The organism is Achromobacter sp. HZ34 (assembly GCF_002209485.1).
Lineage (GTDB): Bacteria > Pseudomonadota > Gammaproteobacteria > Burkholderiales > Burkholderiaceae_B > Bordetella_C.
In genome coordinates this window covers 1224141-1239285 of sequence record NZ_NJIX01000001.1, presented here as the reverse complement: position 1 = coordinate 1239285, position 15145 = coordinate 1224141, and the positions used below count along the sequence as shown (strand labels likewise).

12 protein-coding genes are annotated in these 15145 nt (G+C 64.1%); 4 read left to right on the top strand and 8 right to left on the bottom strand.

Annotated elements, in window-relative coordinates; all coding sequences use genetic code 11:
* Nucleotides 1–3: 3 nt before the first annotated feature.
* From CEY05_RS30785 to CEY05_RS05235, 3 genes are all read left to right on the top strand, one after another.
* Entirely contained in the window at nt 4–195 is a 192-nt protein-coding gene (locus CEY05_RS30785) for a hypothetical protein (RefSeq protein WP_143220279.1), read from the top strand.
* A gap of 71 nt (nt 196–266) precedes the next feature.
* Complete coding sequence (locus tag CEY05_RS05240; RefSeq protein ID WP_088596369.1) at nt 267–1307, top strand: tripartite tricarboxylate transporter substrate binding protein; 1041 nt, start codon at nt 267–269, stop codon at nt 1305–1307.
* A gap of 189 nt (nt 1308–1496) precedes the next feature.
* Nucleotides 1497–3185: a methyl-accepting chemotaxis protein gene (locus CEY05_RS05235; RefSeq protein ID WP_088596368.1), complete on the top strand. Its 1689-nt coding sequence runs from the start codon at nt 1497–1499 to the stop codon at nt 3183–3185.
* Here CEY05_RS05235 and CEY05_RS05230 read toward each other — a convergent pair.
* The 3 genes from CEY05_RS05230 to CEY05_RS05220 form a co-directional block, all read right to left on the bottom strand.
* Nucleotides 3152–3961 (bottom strand): class I SAM-dependent methyltransferase, encoded by an 810-nt coding sequence (locus tag CEY05_RS05230; RefSeq protein ID WP_143220278.1) that lies wholly within the window; start codon nt 3959–3961, stop codon nt 3152–3154. The genes CEY05_RS05235 and CEY05_RS05230 overlap by 34 nt on opposite strands.
* 3 nt (nt 3962–3964) lie before the next feature.
* Nucleotides 3965–5245 carry an MFS transporter gene (locus CEY05_RS05225; RefSeq protein ID WP_088596366.1) on the bottom strand — a complete coding sequence of 427 codons (1281 nt, stop codon included), beginning with the start codon at nt 5243–5245 and terminating at the stop codon, nt 3965–3967.
* A 145-nt stretch (nt 5246–5390) separates the two neighbouring features.
* Nucleotides 5391–8495, bottom strand: coding sequence for an FAD-binding and (Fe-S)-binding domain-containing protein (locus tag CEY05_RS05220; RefSeq protein ID WP_198952673.1), 3105 nt, complete (start codon nt 8493–8495; stop codon nt 5391–5393).
* 97 nt (nt 8496–8592) lie between these two features.
* Between CEY05_RS05220 and CEY05_RS05215 the strand changes: the two genes are divergently transcribed.
* A complete protein-coding gene (locus CEY05_RS05215; protein ID WP_088596365.1) occupies nt 8593–9492 on the top strand; it encodes a LysR substrate-binding domain-containing protein in 900 nt (299 codons plus the stop codon).
* On the opposite strand, the gene CEY05_RS05210 is transcribed toward CEY05_RS05215, so the two are convergent.
* From CEY05_RS05210 to CEY05_RS05190, 5 genes are all read right to left on the bottom strand, one after another.
* Complete coding sequence (locus CEY05_RS05210; protein ID WP_088596364.1) at nt 9452–10297, bottom strand: helix-turn-helix transcriptional regulator; 846 nt, start codon at nt 10295–10297, stop codon at nt 9452–9454. The two genes, CEY05_RS05215 and CEY05_RS05210, sit on opposite strands and share 41 nt — an antisense overlap.
* Nucleotides 10294–11559: a low temperature requirement protein A gene (locus tag CEY05_RS05205; protein ID WP_198952672.1), complete on the bottom strand. Its 1266-nt coding sequence runs from the start codon at nt 11557–11559 to the stop codon at nt 10294–10296. Before CEY05_RS05205 ends, CEY05_RS05210 begins: the two co-directional genes overlap by 4 nt.
* A gap of 102 nt (nt 11560–11661) precedes the next feature.
* Nucleotides 11662–12612: a TSUP family transporter gene (locus CEY05_RS05200; protein ID WP_088596363.1), complete on the bottom strand. Its 951-nt coding sequence runs from the start codon at nt 12610–12612 to the stop codon at nt 11662–11664.
* A 98-nt stretch (nt 12613–12710) separates the two neighbouring features.
* The gene (locus tag CEY05_RS05195) at nt 12711–13709 is read right to left on the bottom strand and encodes a tripartite tricarboxylate transporter substrate binding protein (RefSeq protein WP_088596362.1); all 999 of its coding nucleotides are present in this window, start codon (nt 13707–13709) and stop codon (nt 12711–12713) included.
* Nucleotides 13710–13807: 98 nt separating this feature from the next.
* A complete protein-coding gene (locus CEY05_RS05190) occupies nt 13808–15145 on the bottom strand; it encodes an FAD-binding oxidoreductase (RefSeq protein WP_088596361.1) in 1338 nt (445 codons plus the stop codon).

Below are 15145 nucleotides of genomic sequence, written 5' to 3'. Positions count from 1 at the left end.
ACCATGATGTGGCTGGGACCTGCGCAAGGCCCTGAGTTGGGGTTGTCACCGCAAGTCCCTGAAATCCATCGCTTCATCATCGACGAACTGGACCGTCTGGACAAAATCGCGCCCGCGCGTTTCGAACGCAAAACAGTGGAACCTCAGCTCTCGACCCTGTTCCGAAAAATTCTTGGCGAAGCCTGGGCTGGTTGACGTCAGCGGCAGACTGACCTTGCCGAAGGCCGGCCTGACGGACGGAACCATCCTCGGCGCTTCACACACCAATGCTCACCATCCTGGCAACGGCCGGCGATCGCGTCTCAGTGGCCGACCGGTGGAGATCGATGATGAGTTTTTGGAAGACGATTATGGGCACATTGATCGTTGTGAGTGGCGCCCTGAAATTTGCCATGCCTGCCATGGCTTACGATGACGAGGTCAAGGTGTATCCAGATCGTCCTATCACATTAGTGGTTGGCTTCCCTCCCGGCGGTATGGTCGACATACTGGGCCGGCACCTGGCGAAGGCGATGACCGAGGAGTTGGGGCAGACCGTCATCGTCGAAAATCGTCCGGGTGCCACGGGAAGTATCGGTGCCCTGGCCGTTGCGCGGGCCGCGCCGGATGGGTACACACTCTATCTAAGTTCAAGCGCCGTGATGCTCTATCTGGCGGCTCAAGCGACGCCGGCGCTTGATTTCTCGGAAGGCTTGGCTGCCGTCGGAAAGGTTGCAGTCGCCCCCTGCATCATCGTCGTCGGGAATCACGTGAAGGCCGGTAATCTGGCGGATCTGATCCAATTGGCCAGGGCAAATCCAGGACAACTCAACATGGCATCGCCGAGTGTCAATTCGTTGGGGCATATCCTGGGCGAAGCCTTCCAAAAGGCCGCAGGCGTGCAACTGCATCACATCCCTTACCAGGGCGCCGCACCTGCGTTGGCAGACATCGTGGGAGAGCGGGCCGATCTGATGGTCACATCAGTCCCCTCGGCATCGGCATTTATCAACAGCAATCGCCTGCGAGCAATCGCTGTGTTGACGCCCGACAGAGTGCCTCGGTTGCCGGATACGCCGTCCATAAAGGAACTCGGCTATCCGGCCCTGCAGAGCAGCGATTGGTCAGGTATTTTCACGCCGGCCGGAACGCCGTTGCATGTGATTTCTCGCCTGAATCGTTCGATCAATACGGTCCTGGCTGATGCCAAGCTGCAAGAACAGCTCACCAGCCTGGGCTACATGGTGAGCCTGCCAGGGAATACGCCGGAGAACGTGGATGCGCTGGTCGTGCAGGAGTCCGAGCACTGGAGACGTGTCCTGCATTGAAGCGACACCCAGGCAGCGGAATGCGGTCCTCAGCGCGGCTGACGGAACTTGAGTAAGGGCGGTGGTTTGTCGTGCCGATGGCGATGGATAAGAACGTCTGTCACCTCTTTTGCTTGCGGTTACGTTTGGTGCAGGCATCGCACGCGTACGATCTTCTGCCACCAAATCTAGCACTCCGCAACTTCAATCATGGCCCTTCGCGTCAACTCAGTACGTACGCAACTGACAACAGCTTTCGGTTTCTTGCTTTTGATTATCGTGGCGATGTCCGCCGTCGCCATCGTCGCATTGCATGACGCTACGCAAACTTTCTCCAGCTACGTAAACGGCATCGATGCACGCAAGTCGGTTGCCGAGGGAATCCGGGGGGCAATCTTGCGCCGGGATCTCGCCATGCGGGATCTCGTGCTTGCCGCAACGCCAGGCCAGATGGATGAGGCCGTCGCGCGCATCCGGCAAACCAACAACGAGGCAAACCGCCTGGTTCGGCAGCTGCAAGACATGGCAAGCCACGCGAGCGATGCTTCCGCCACCACGATCCAACGGATCGAAGCCGTCGAGAAGGTGGAGGCGGATTACAGCCCGCTTGCGCTGCGCATCGCGGAGCAGGGCGAGGCGCATCATCGGGACGAAGCCTTGAAATTGATCGATGAGCAGGGCCGGCCTGCGCTCGTTTCAGTGCTGCAAGCGCTGGATGCCTATATGTCGTACACCCAGGACAGATCTCAGCACCTGCTGGAGCAATACTCGCAGGACCATCGCACGGACCGCAACATCATCCTCATTCTTGCGGCGTGTTCATTGATCGGTGCACTGGTGCTTTCGATCAGGATCACCGCCAATATCCTGAAATCCCTCGGTGCCGAACCCACCACGCTGAAGGCGATCGCTGCCCGCGTCGCGCAAGGCGACCTGCGTCCGATACGCGAAGTGGCCGCCGCCAAACCCGGCAGTGTGCTGGCCTCCATGGGAGAGATGCAGTCCAACCTGATCGAGCGCCTGCGTGCGGTTGCTGCCGCGGCGAAGCACATCGAGATGTCCTCGACGCAAATCGCCGCGAGCAATACGGACCTTTCCACCCGCACCGAAGCCCAGGCAAGTTCCTTGGAGGAGACCGCCGCCGCCTTGTCCCAGCTTTCAGCGAGCGTCACTCAAACCGCCGAAAATGCGAGGCATGCGAGCACCTTGGTGGACGGCGTGGACGAAGCGATCTTGCAAAGCAGCCGCATGCTTGAAGCCGTGCGTGCGCAGATGGACCAGATCAACGTTTCTTCCGGGAAGATGGGGGATATCGTTGGCACGATCGATTCCATCGCGTTCCAGACCAACATCCTTGCGCTCAATGCCGCCGTGGAAGCCGCCAGGGCGGGCGGCCATGGCAAGGGTTTCGCGGTTGTCGCAAGCGAAGTGCGGGCGCTAGCCCAGCGTAGCTCGGCTTCGGCGAAGGAAATACGCAAGCTCATCGACACGTCGGTCGAGCAAATCCGCCAGGGCGGAAACGTGGCGAAAGACGCCGAAGCGGCCATGAGCCATATGACGGCCAATGCCGGCAAGGTCGGCCTGACGATCAAGGAGATCGCGCACGCCAGCATCGAGCAGAGCGAAGGCATTGCGCAGATCAACCTGGCGGTCGGCCAGATCGACAGCGCGACCCAGAGCAACGCCGCGCTCGTCGAAATGACCGCATCCGCCTCGTCAGCGTTGCAACTCGAAGCACAAAACCAAAGCGCCGCGGTCGGCTATTTCAGATTCGACGAAGGCGAGCGGCTTCAGCAACTGGATGAAGCCGCCCCGGTGGTTGCGTTGCAGGCACGGCGCGTTGCGCAATTGTCCTACGCCATCCCTCAGCCCGGCTTGCGGAACTTGAGAACGAACTGATCGGTATGGCCGCCCGTTCGCCGGATCATGGTGGCGAACTGGCCGGCGGGGCCGCGCACCGCCGGGCCGGACACGGGCGCGTCATGCGGATCTTGCGGGTTGCGCAGCACGTCGCTCTCCGCTTCGAGCTTGAACCCGGCGGCCAGCACTTGCTGCTTGACGGTCTCAGGGTCGATACGGTGCAGGGTGTGCGCGCTGGTGTCGCTGGTGCCGGCAATGGCGACATGGTCAACGACAATGAATACGCCGCCGGGTTTCAGCGCGCGGTACACCGCGGCATCGAGCTGCGCGGCCGCCGCCGCGCCGACGAAGCCATAGACGTCGTGATAATTGTCCGAGGTCCAGACGGCATCCACCGGTGCGCCCACGGAAAGGTCAGCCAAGGGTTGGCTGACGACGGTGACATTGGCGTAAGCATCATTCGGAATGCCCTGCGCCGCCGCCAGTGACTTGGGCGCGATCTTCAAGAACTCTTCAGGCACGAAGGCATAGACATGTCCACTCGGGCCGACAGTCTTGCTGAAGATACGCGTGAAGTAGCCTCCGCCCGGCATCAGGTCGACGACCCGGTCGCCCGGTTTGATGCCCGAGAAAAGCATCAAGTCGGCAGGCTTGCGCGCATTGTCGCGCTGCGTTTCCGCGGCCGGACGGTCAGGCGAGGCCACGGCGGCGGTGACCGCCGCGCTCGTAGCGGCGGTGTCATCAGCGCGCGGCGGCTGGGCGCAGGACGCCAGCAGTACAGTGGAAGCAGCAAGCAATGCCGTCGAGAGTTTCACGTTTCATGCTCCTTGGTTTGACGCCGTCTGAACGCTGGCCCGTTCCTGTGCCGGAGCGGCATAGGGCCGCACCTTGCCTATCCACCACATGGCGATCAGGATGCAGGCGCAGCACACCCACCCGTTCAGACCATATCCAGAAATCCGGCCGCTATCGGAAGTGGTCAGCATCAAGCCGCCTATCCACGCCCCTGTCCCCGTGGCGATTTGCTGCACCGCGGAATTCACGCTCATGAAGGCGCCACGCCGATGCGGTTCAGGCACGGTGGTCAGCAAGGCCTGGGTGGGAATCATGCGCGAGTTGCCCGACACCATGAAGAACGGGAAGAAGACGATCAACGCCCACAACGGCAACTGTGGCAGGTGAGTAATGAACAGGACCGGCACCAGGGAACAGATCCCCGCCACCTGGAACACCAGGCGCTTGCCGTATCGGTCTGAAAGCCGCCCCACCATGCGGGACGTAAAGAACGTGGCAGCACCGCCCGCCATATAGATCAGCGAAATGCTCTCCGGTTCCACGCCCAGATTACCCACCAGCGTGGGCGAAATGAAGGGCACGATCAACATATGCGAGCCCATCACCAGGGCCGTCAGGCCGAAGCCCCGTATATGCGCGGGATCGCGCATCAGTCCCCACAGATCGGGCAATGTCCTCGACAAGGGTATCGCTGGAATGCGGATATGCGCGGTCAGCGAAGGCACGACCTTGCAAGCACCGGCCCAGATCAACACGGAAAGCAGAACCAGTTCGAAGAAGGGCGAGCTCCAGCCGTAATGCGCGCCGAGCACCACGCCAATCGGTACGCCAGCCACCGCCGCCAGCGAAAACGAAGTCATGACGGTACCCATCGCCGCCCCGCGCCGTTGCGGTGGAATGACGTCGCTGATGATCGCGAGCAGTACCGAGTTCAACACGCCGCCCGTCAACCCGGCAAAGGCCCGCGACAGCAGCAGGGCGTGATAATCCGTCGCCATCGCGCAGATGAGATTCGACAGGGCGAACAAGGCGTAGACCACCAGCATCATCGTGCGGCGGTCGAAGCGGTCGACATACGTCGCCGCCAGCAGGCCGGAAATACCGGCACACCACGAATAAGCCGATACCGCCGCCGCGAAGGCGGCCGGACTGATGGTAAAGGCGTGCATGATCTGCGGGCCCAGCGGCATCATCACCATGAAGTCGACAACGATGGTGAATTGCGTCAGCGCGAGCAACCAGAGCAGGGCACGCTCCCTACCTGGCGTAAGTAGAGCGGCGGAATTGGCGTTGGAGGAAGACATGGATGATGAAGGCGCGTTGCGGCGGCTCATCGACCGAAAAGCCGGCGCGTTATCGGGGTAGGGGGGCGGGGTGAAACCTGGGTTGGAGCATGTACGCCCGCCAAGGCCGTCATGATAGCAGCCGCCTACCCGGCAGTCCTGCGAATCATCTGGATAAGTTGCGCGCCAGCACCGACACCGGATGCGGCAAGGCGGTGCCTTCGATCAATTTCACCTGACTGCGACATGAATAGCCCGTCGCCATCAGCCGTCCGCTCGCACCGTGCTCCGCCACGCTGCCGGCCCAACTTTGCCGGTAGATCGTCTCCGATGTCGCCCGGTTGCGCGCTTCATGCCCGAAGGTGCCGGACATGCCGCAACAGCCGCTGGGCAATACCTTCATCGTCAGCCCCAAGGCGTCGAACACCTTGCGCCACTGCGCCATGGCATTCGGGACATTGGTTTTCTCCGTGCAATGCGGCAGCAGCAGATAGGTCGTCTCCTGGGTATCCGCAACACCAGCGTTGCCGGAAGCAGAAACAGACGCAGCCGAAACCCGCGGCGGCGCCGCTTCGAACTCGCGCGCCAGCCACTCCTGCAGCAGCCAGACTTTCGGACCGTCCTTTACCTCCGGCACTTCCTGATACTCGCTGCGATAGACCAGCGTCATCGCCGGATCTATCCCTACCAGATCCACCCCGCTGGTCGCCAGGTCCCGCAAACGCGCCGAATTGCGCCGCGCGACACGCCCGAAGCGGCCGAGAAACCCGTGCACATGCAGCGGCTTGCCATTGGGTTGATAGGGCGCCAGCAAGGGCTGAAAGCCCAGCCTGCGCAGCAGCCGGAACGTATCCACCACCAGTTCCGCCTCGAAGTGCGTCGTGAACGCATCCTGGACGATGACGACCGGTTTCTCGCCCCGTTGCCGTGCTGCCTTCACCGCCACGGCGGATGCCATGGCATAACCGGCCACGCGCAATTCCTTTTCGACCCTGATCGTACTCAACGAAGGAATGGCCAGCAGATTCAGCCGCCGCAGCGCCCCCTTCACCAGACCCAGGTTCAACACCCCATTACTCAATCGAGGCGCCTTCGCCATCCAGGGCAGCATGGGTTCCAGGGCACACAGCAGCCAGTCCTTGGCCGGCCGCAGATAGCGCGAGTAATACAGTTCCAGGAAACGGGCGCGGAACGCCGGCACGTCCACCTTGATCGGGCACTGCCCCGCGCAGGACTTGCACGCCAGGCAGGTGTCCATCGCATCCTTCACCTCATGGGAAAAGTCATATTCCCCGCGGCCCTTGCCGCGCTGGTTACGCCAACGCCGCGGCAGGGTCTTCAACGAGGAAAAAGGCTCCGGCGATGCAGGCGCGTCCAGCACCGCCGCCTGCCCGGATACCGTCACCAGCCGCAACCACTCCCGCAGCAGGCCGGCCCGGCCTTTGGGCGAATACCGCCGGTCCCGCGTCGCCTTCCACGACGGACACATGGCGTCGTCCTGGTCGAAGTTGAAACAGGCGCCATTGCCATTGCAATGCAGCGAATCTTCGAACTCGCGCCGCACGGTAATCGGGATGACGCGGTCATGCTGTCCACGTGTCGGCACCTCGTCGATGCGCAGCAGTGCGGCTCCCGCCACCGTGGCAATCTTGCCAGGATTCAACTGCTGGCGCGGATCGAACGCGGCCTTGATTTCCTGCAGGCGCGGATACAGCGGTCCGAAGAACCGCGGCGAATATTCCGACCGCATGCCCTTGCCATGTTCGCCCCACAGAACGCCCCCATACTTCTGGGTGAGGGCCGCGACGCCATCCGTGACAGCGCGAATCATAGGCTCCTGCGCGGGATCTTTCATATCGATGGCCGGCCGCACATGCAGCACCCCCGCATCGGCGTGGCCGAACATGCCGTACACCAGCCCGTGGCTATCGAGCAATTGGCGGAACTCGGCGATATAGTCCGCCAGATGCTCCGGCGGCACGGCCGTGTCTTCGACAAACGGAATAGGCCGCTTGTCTCCCTTCATCCGCCCCAGCAGTCCCACCGATCGCTTGCGCATGGACCAGACATCTTCCACGGCGGCATGGCCTTCGACGATGGCATGGCTGAGCACGCCGCGCGCATTGCCACCGCCTTCGCCTTCAAAGGTCGCAATCGCCCGCTGCAGTGCCGCGCGCAATGCCTCCGGATCGTCGCTGGTGAATTCGACCAGGTTCACACCATCGAATTTCTCCGTCTCCGGCGGGAAATAGCGCGCAATGGTCGGCCATGCATTGTCGTCACGCGCCAGGCGGATCACCATCGGATCGATGGCCTCGATCGATGCGGCATCCAGGGCCAGCAGGCGCGGCGAATCGCGCAGGGCCGCATCGAACGACGAATAGCTGACGACGATGAGCGCCGCATGCTTGGGAATCGGCAGCAGGTTGACCTTGGCCTCGACCAGGAATCCCAACGTGCCCTCGGACCCGCACAGGATGTTGTTCAGGTTGAAGCGTCCCGCGTCGTCGCGGATATGCGCCAGGTCATAACCCGTCAGGCAGCGGTTCAAGGGCGGAAAATGCGCCTTGATGCGTTCAGCGTCGCTGCGGTGGATCCCGTCGATACAGCGATGCACCGCGCCGGCCAGATCGTCCCGCCCGCTGATTTCCGCGAACTCGGCCTCAGACAACACCCGCGAATGCCAGGTCTCGCCGTCCAGCAACACGGTCGTCAGTTCCAGCACGTGATCCCGCGTCTTGCCGTATCTACAGGACCCCTGGCCGCTGGCATCGGTGCTGACCATCCCACCTATGGTCGCCCGGTTGGAGGTCGACAGCTCCGGCGCGAAGAACAGGCCATGCGCGCGCACGGCCGCTTCCAGTTGGTCCTTGACCACACCCGCCTGCACGCGCGCCCAGCGTTCCTCGACGTTGATCTCCAGGATGTTGTTCATGTGGCGGGAAATATCCACCACCATGCCGTCGCCCAGCGATTGCCCGTTGGTGCCCGTGCCGCCACCGCGCGGGTAGGCCTTTATCGCGCTGAAACGCGGGTCTCCCAGCAGCCGCGCCACCCGGGTCACATCCAGGGTCGTGCGCGGAAACACCGTCAGCTGCGGCAGGACCTGGTAGATCGAGTTATCGGTCGCCAGGACGGTCCGCGTCGCATAGTTGTCCTCGATATCCCCCTCGAAACCATGCAGCCGCAGCGCGGCGGCGAAGGCGGCATAAAGGTCATCCGTGAGGGGAACGCGGTCGAGACGGGGAATCATGCGGGGCAGGGCGGCCATGGCTTTGGATAAGTGGAGGAATTCGTTTTATGAAGTCTATTTGGCTGGGCTAAACATATAAAATGGTTTTTTCTCCAGTAAAGCATGAGTTTTTCGAATGAATCCCCGCACGCTTACGCCGTCCATGTCCCTGCTGCTGGCCTTCGAGTCCTCGGCTCGGCACCTCAGCTACACCAAGGCCGCGGCTGAACTCTCCCTGACCCAGAGCGCGGTCAGCCGCCAGGTCCAGGTGCTGGAAGACCTGCTGCGGATCCAGCTGTTCGAGCGCAAGGGGCGTTCCATCGTCCTGACCGACGCCGGTCGCATCTATATGCGTGAGGTGGGCATTGCCATCGGCCGCATCCGTAACGCGACCCTGCAGGTGACGGCCATGCAGTCCGGCGGCGGCAGCATCAACCTGGCGCTATTGCCCACCTTCGGCGCCAAGTGGCTGATGCCGCGCCTGCACGGTTTCTACTCCGCCCATCCCAATGTGCTGGTTCACCTGCATTCGCGTATCGGCGATTTCGATCTGGAGGCGGCGGGGATGGATGCCGTGATCCGCGCGGACGAGGGGCCCGTGCCGGGGCTGGTCTCGCATCGGCTGCTGGAAGAACAGCTGGTCCTGGTCGCCAGCCCGGCCTTGCTGGAGAAGCATCCCATCGCTGGTCCGGACGATCTGCGCGATGTCCTGTTGCTGCGGGTGGCCAGCCGCGCCAATGTCTGGTCGGAGTGGTTCGACGCGCAAGGCGGGACGCCGCGGCAGCTGGTCTTCGGGCCGACGTTCGAGGTGACGTCGCATTTGATTCAAGCGGTCGTCACGGGCATAGGCGTGGGGCTGGTGCCGGACTTCCTGGTGGAAGACGAACTGGCGTCCGGCACACTGGTGGCGCCCATCGGCTTGCGCTATCTCAGCGGCAAGCATTACCAATTCGCCTATCCGGCGCACAAGGCGGCGTTTGCGCCGCTGGCGGCCTTCAGGGACTGGTTGCTGGCTGCGCCTGCAACAACGTCTTGATGCGTTCGGCGTCGGCCGGCGTGGCGGGGTTGTAGACGATCATGTTCAGGTCCGAGCGCCCGTCCACCGCGAACGCCGAGTATTCCAGCGCCAGCGGCCCCAGCACGGGATGGCGCAAGCGCTTGACGCCGCCGCCATGGGTGCTGACATCGTTATCGCTCCACATCCGCGCGAACTCCGGACTGCGCCGGCTGAGTTCTTCCACCAGGGGCTGGACTTCGACCGCGGCGCCCGCGCGTGCCGTGGTGGCGCGGAAAACGCTGACCACGAAGCGCGCCACGCCCTCCCAGTCTTCCTGGGCGTCGCGTACCGCCGGATTCAGAAAGATGAACCGCAGGACGTTGCGTTCTTCCGGCGGCAAGGCAGCGTAGTCGGTAAGAAGTATGGTCGCCGCGCGGTTCCAGCCGACGATATGCCACGTGGCCGTGTGCACCAGGGCAGGGCTGGGATCCAGCGCGTCGAGCACGCGTTGCAGGCGCGGCGTGATGCCCTCGTCCTTGCGATAGCGCACTTCCGGCGGCCGCCCCAGCGCCAGCAGGAACAGATGTTCGCGCTCCACTTCCGTCAGCATCAGCGCGCTGGCGATGCGGTCCAGCACGTCCGCCGACGGCGCGCCGCCGCGGCCCTGTTCCAGCCAGGTGTACCAGGTGGGGCTGATATTGGCGCGCAGCGCCACTTCTTCCCGCCGCAGGCCGGGCGTGCGGCGGCGTTCGGCTGTCAGGCCGAAGGCGGTGGGGTCGAGCTTGGAGCGCCTGTCCTTCAGATAGGCGCCGAGCAGATTGGGGGGAACGGATGGATCGCTCATGGCATCAGGCCTGCTTTGCGGGAGGCGGCCGTTTCCTGGCGGCGGCCCAAGACTTCGGTGCCGACGACGGTCAAGGCCGGTCCCAGCATGAGGATCACCAGGCAGGCGGCGATGCTTGCGCCGAAGGCGGCGGCAAGTAGCGCCACGGCGATGAAGGCAAGATTGCCGGCCAGCAGCGCGCTGCGCGGGATGGGCGAGCGCGGTACCAGATAGGTGTGCAGCGCATGGACGAGGACCAGGAACAGGCCTACCGGTATGGCGCTGCAAAGCACCGTCGGCAATGCGCCGATATGCGATTCATGTTCGATGGCATAAGCCGCCACATGCAGGCCTGCGCCGGTGGCGACGATGGCGGCGACGATGAAGATCTGGCCGTAGCCCCAGACGAATGACCGGTCGCGATGGGCGTACAGGACCTCGGCCGAGGGGAGCAGGTAGTAGATCCACCACATGCCGAAGGTCAGGCCGATGCCGGCCAGGCAGACCAGGCCGGCGTCCAGGCTCCAGCCTTGGACTTCGACCACGGCGGCCAGGCCGGCGATGGTCCCGACCACGCCTTCACCCAGGGCGATCAGCGCGAACAGGCTGTAGCGTTCGGCGATGTGGTGGGCATGCCAGGGGGTGCCGTCGCCGATGCGTTCGGCGATGACCGGCCCGGCCAGTTCGATCACGGCAAGAACGGCGGCGAACAGCAGGGTGACGACGATCGAGGTGTCGAGGATGATCTGGACGATCCAGCCCACCTGCGCGATGGCGATGGCGGTGGCGTAGGTGAGGCAAGCGCGGCGGCGCGGCGGATCCTGGCGGGCGGCGCGCAGCCATTGCATCACCATGGCGACCCGCATGATGACGTAGCCGAGCACGATGGTGGTGTCGTCCAGGTGCGCGCCTTTGTCGACGGAGTCGAACAGGCGCGGCAGGCCGGTTGCCAGGACCAGCACGCCGACCATCTGCACCATGGTCACCAGGCGAAAGATCCAGTCGTCCGTGTCGTAGGCCGAGGAAAACCATGAGAAATTGATCCAGGCCCAGCAGATCGCGAAGCTGGCGAAGCCGAAGCCGATCAGCGCGGTACCGAAATGTCCTTGCGCCAGGGCGTGCGCCAACTGGGCGGCGGCCAGGCCGAAACAGGTGGCGAAGGTCAGGTCGAACAGGCCTTCCAGCGGCGTGGCAGTGCGGTGCCTTTCATGGGGATCATGGCCGGCCATGCGGCGCAGGCGGTGTAGCGGGGCGGCGGCCGGGGAGGAGGCGTCGGTGTCCATGTTCGTTCTGGGCAGGGGGGCCGACCATTGTACGGAGTGAGGGCGACCGGGTGGCGGTCATTATCTCCGCGTTGCGTTTATGGACGTTTTGCCCGCCGGCTGTCAGCCCAGGGCACGCCAGGCCAGTACGCCGGCGACTACGACGCAGACCGACGCGAAAACGCGTTGTAGCGCGGCTTGCGGGACGCGTGATGCGAAGGTCCGGCCTGCCGCCATGCCGGCGATGGCGGCGCCGACGAAGGCCCATTCGGCGGTAGTCAGGGCCAGTCCATGCGCCGCCGCCGATGCCACGGTGACGGCGGATACCAGGGCGATGACCATCAGGGAGGTGGAGACGATGCTGTGCATGCGGGCATCGCTGAAATAGGTGAGGGCGGGCACGATGATGAAACCGCCGCCTACGCCGAGCAGGCCTGTACATACGCCGGAGACCGCGCCTATCGACCCCAGGGTCACCGCGCTGCGGCGCGTCCAGATGAACCGGCCGGTGGTCGGTGACAGGCGGCAGGGTTTGTCGGGCGTTTCTGCGTGTGCGTTGTTGAATGCGGGGGCGCCTGCCGGGTCCGTGTACGAGGCACCCGGCGCCGGTGCGATTGACGCCATCGGTTGCGTCGCCGGCGCGGGCTGGGTCGTTGACATCGGCGCGGTCGTCCGCATTGGCTGGGACGTTGCGGTCGGCTGGGGCCTTGGCGTGGGTCGCTTCATCGTTTGGCGTGCCATGCGGGCGGCGACGAGCAGCATGACCGCGGCGAAGCCGAGGCTGAGCAAGGTGGCGGGCAGTTGCCGGGCAAGCAGCAGCCCGACGGGGGCGGTCAGCCCGCCGGCGATGGCCATCAAGGTTGCTGCCTTGTAGCGCACCAGGCCGCGGCGCAGGCCTTGCGCGGCGCCCAGCGCGGCGGCCGATCCGACGGCGATCAAGGCCACCGGGGCGGCTTCGGCCAGGCCCAGGTGCAGGCCGAACATCAATGCCGGGACGGCGAGGATGCCGCCGCCGGCACCGGTCAGTCCAAGCAACGCGCCTATGGCAAGGCCGAGAAAAGTCGCGGTGAGCACGCTAAATTACCTAATGGAATAAGCATATGATTCTAATTCATTAGATAGTTTTTGTGCAGGTGCACATCAGGCAGCCGCGCCGACGCCGTTACTCTTTCCTACGACGGCGTGATCCCCGCCGCCTCTACGTACCCTTTCCAGCGCGCCTTATCCTGCAGCACGAACGCCTCGAATTCCTTGGGCGTGGACGGCGGATAGATCAGGAAGCCCTGGTCCGCGTACGTCTTCTGCACCTTCGGCTTGTCTATCGATTTCTGGAATTCCTGGTTCAACAGCATGACCACGCTGTCCGGCGTCTTGCGCGGCGCGAATACGCCGTGCCACGTGACGATCTCGTAGTCGCTGTTGGTGACGCTGGCGATGGTCGGCAACTGCGGCGCCCAGGGCAGGGGCTCCTTGCTGGACACGGCCAGCGCGACCAGCTTGCCCGACCGCACCAGCGGATCCACCGCCGACCAGGCATCGATATGGAAGCTGTTGCGGCCTGCCGCCAGGTCGGACATGGCGGTCATGTCCTTGTACGGAACGTGCAAAATCCCCGGCGCCCCGATGGCGCGGGCGAACGTCGCCCCCGCAATATGGCTGGACGCACCGATGCCATAGGAACTGAAACTGCGTTGCGTGGGATCCTTGCGCAGGTAGGTGATGAAGTCCTGGATATTCTTGATGCCCAGCGACGTCGGCGCCACCAACACCAGCGGCAGCTTCGCCGTGCGCGAAATCGCCGCGAAATCGTGGTCGGGATCGAAGGGCAGCGTCTTGTAGACGTAGGGATTGATGCAGAACGGCGTCGCCGTGGAATACAGCAGCATCAGCCCGTCGGGCCGCGACACGGCCACCTGGCGCGTGCCGATATTGCCGGCCGCCCCCGCCTTGTTTTCCACGATGAAGTTGCCGTGCAGGCGTTCGGCAACGTCACTGACCAGCAGGCGCGCCAGGATGTCGGTACTGCCGCCCGAGCCATACGGCACGACGACGTTGACCGGCCCGGAGGGGTACCCGCTACCTTGGGCCAAGGCGTGGCGGGACAGCGGAAGCGCGGCGGCTCCCAGCAGACTGGACAGCATTTTCAAGGCACTGCGACGCGGATGGTTCACGGATCACTCCTGATTATCTTGTTTCCGCCCGGTCCCTTATTCACGGCGCCGGCCTGATGACCGTCGTCCGCACCGGACGTTTTCCTCACTCCCGCTGCTCAGCGAGCCCTCCAATGGTCGTAGGCATCACGGGCCTGGTACCAACTGCCGATGGCGAACAGGAACCACGTATTGCCGGAATAGAAAGGATGGCCGGGAATTTCCCCCATGTCGAAAGCGTTGATGGGCGTGCGCGATTGCGCGGCGATCTTGCGTCCCAGGCTATGGCCCAGGTAGGTCATCATGGCCACGCCGCTGCCGTTGCAGCCGAGCGCGTAGTGCAGGCCGCCGGTGCCGCCGATGTGCGGCATGGAGTCCAGCGTCATGGCCACCTTGCCGCCCCAGCTGTGCGTGATGCGCGTCTGCGCCAGTTGCGGAAAGCGCTTGACCATGGCCCGGTGCAGAAGGCGCGCGGTCGTCTCTTCGCTGGTCGGCGTGAAGCGGGCGCGTCCGCCGAACAGCAAGCGGCGCCCGTCGGGTGACAGGCGGAAATGGTTGACCACGCGGCGCGACTCGGACACGGCGCGATTGGTCGGCAGGATCTCATGCGCCAAGCCCGCCGGCAATTCTTCCGTGGCGATCATGTACGTCATGATGGGCACGACCTTGCGGTCCAGGCCGGCCATGCCGGGGCCGGTGTAGCCATTGGTGGCGATCACGACCTGCTGCGCCCGTATCGTTCCCCGTGCGCTGGTGACGTCATACCCCCCGCCCGGCAAACGGGTGATGCGTTGGACGGGTGTCTGTCCGTACACCTTGGCGCCCGCCGCGCGCGCCGCCGCCAGCATGCCGCCGTAAAGCTGCGCGGGATGCAGGTGGCCGGCCCGTTCGATCAGGGCGGCGCCGTGGTACACGGACGAGCCGATTTCCGCGGCCAGGGCTTCCCGGGGAATCATGCGCGCATGTGAGCTGGTGTTGGCATTGAGTTGCGCCATGCGGCCCTGCCAGGCTTCGTAGTGCTGCGGCAGCCACATGGTGGTAAGGCGGCCCGTGGGCTGCCAGCCGCACTGGATGCCGTATTTATCGATCAGTCCCACGACGTAGGACATGGCGGCATCCGCATCGCGCAGACGCGCGGACAGGCGCTCGCTGCGCTGGGCGTCGCTTTCGCCCACGGCCGCCAGGGCTTTCTTCTGCACGTTGACGCCGCCCGACACCTGGCCGCCGGAACGGGTGCTGGCACCTATGCCAGGCCGCTCGGCTTCCAGGACGACGGCGTCGATGCCGGCCTCGCGCAAGGTCAAGGCGCAGCAGATGCCGGTATAGCCGCCGCCGATGATGACGACGTCGGCGCTGGCCGGCAGCGCGTCGTCACCGGTTTCGGGCGGCGTGTAGGCTTCCCACCAATAAGGCAGCTTGCGAAAGTCCGATGAGAAGATATCGGCGGACGAGGCCAT

Coding starts and splice junctions, on each gene's coding strand:
- CEY05_RS05190 (WP_088596361.1), bottom strand. CDS start 15,145: ATGGCCTCGTCCGCCGATATCTTCTCATCGGACTTTCGCAAGCTGCCT.
- CEY05_RS05205 (WP_198952672.1), bottom strand. CDS start 11,559: ATGGACACCGACGCCTCCTCCCCGGCCGCCGCCCCGCTACACCGCCTG.
- CEY05_RS30785 (WP_143220279.1), top strand. CDS start 4: ATGATGTGGCTGGGACCTGCGCAAGGCCCTGAGTTGGGGTTGTCACCG.
- CEY05_RS05210 (WP_088596364.1), bottom strand. CDS start 10,297: ATGAGCGATCCATCCGTTCCCCCCAATCTGCTCGGCGCCTATCTGAAG.
- CEY05_RS05220 (WP_198952673.1), bottom strand. CDS start 8,495: ATGGCCGCCCTGCCCCGCATGATTCCCCGTCTCGACCGCGTTCCCCTC.
- CEY05_RS05240 (WP_088596369.1), top strand. CDS start 267: ATGCTCACCATCCTGGCAACGGCCGGCGATCGCGTCTCAGTGGCCGAC.
- CEY05_RS05215 (WP_088596365.1), top strand. CDS start 8,593: ATGAATCCCCGCACGCTTACGCCGTCCATGTCCCTGCTGCTGGCCTTC.
- CEY05_RS05225 (WP_088596366.1), bottom strand. CDS start 5,245: ATGTCTTCCTCCAACGCCAATTCCGCCGCTCTACTTACGCCAGGTAGG.
- CEY05_RS05235 (WP_088596368.1), top strand. CDS start 1,497: ATGGCCCTTCGCGTCAACTCAGTACGTACGCAACTGACAACAGCTTTC.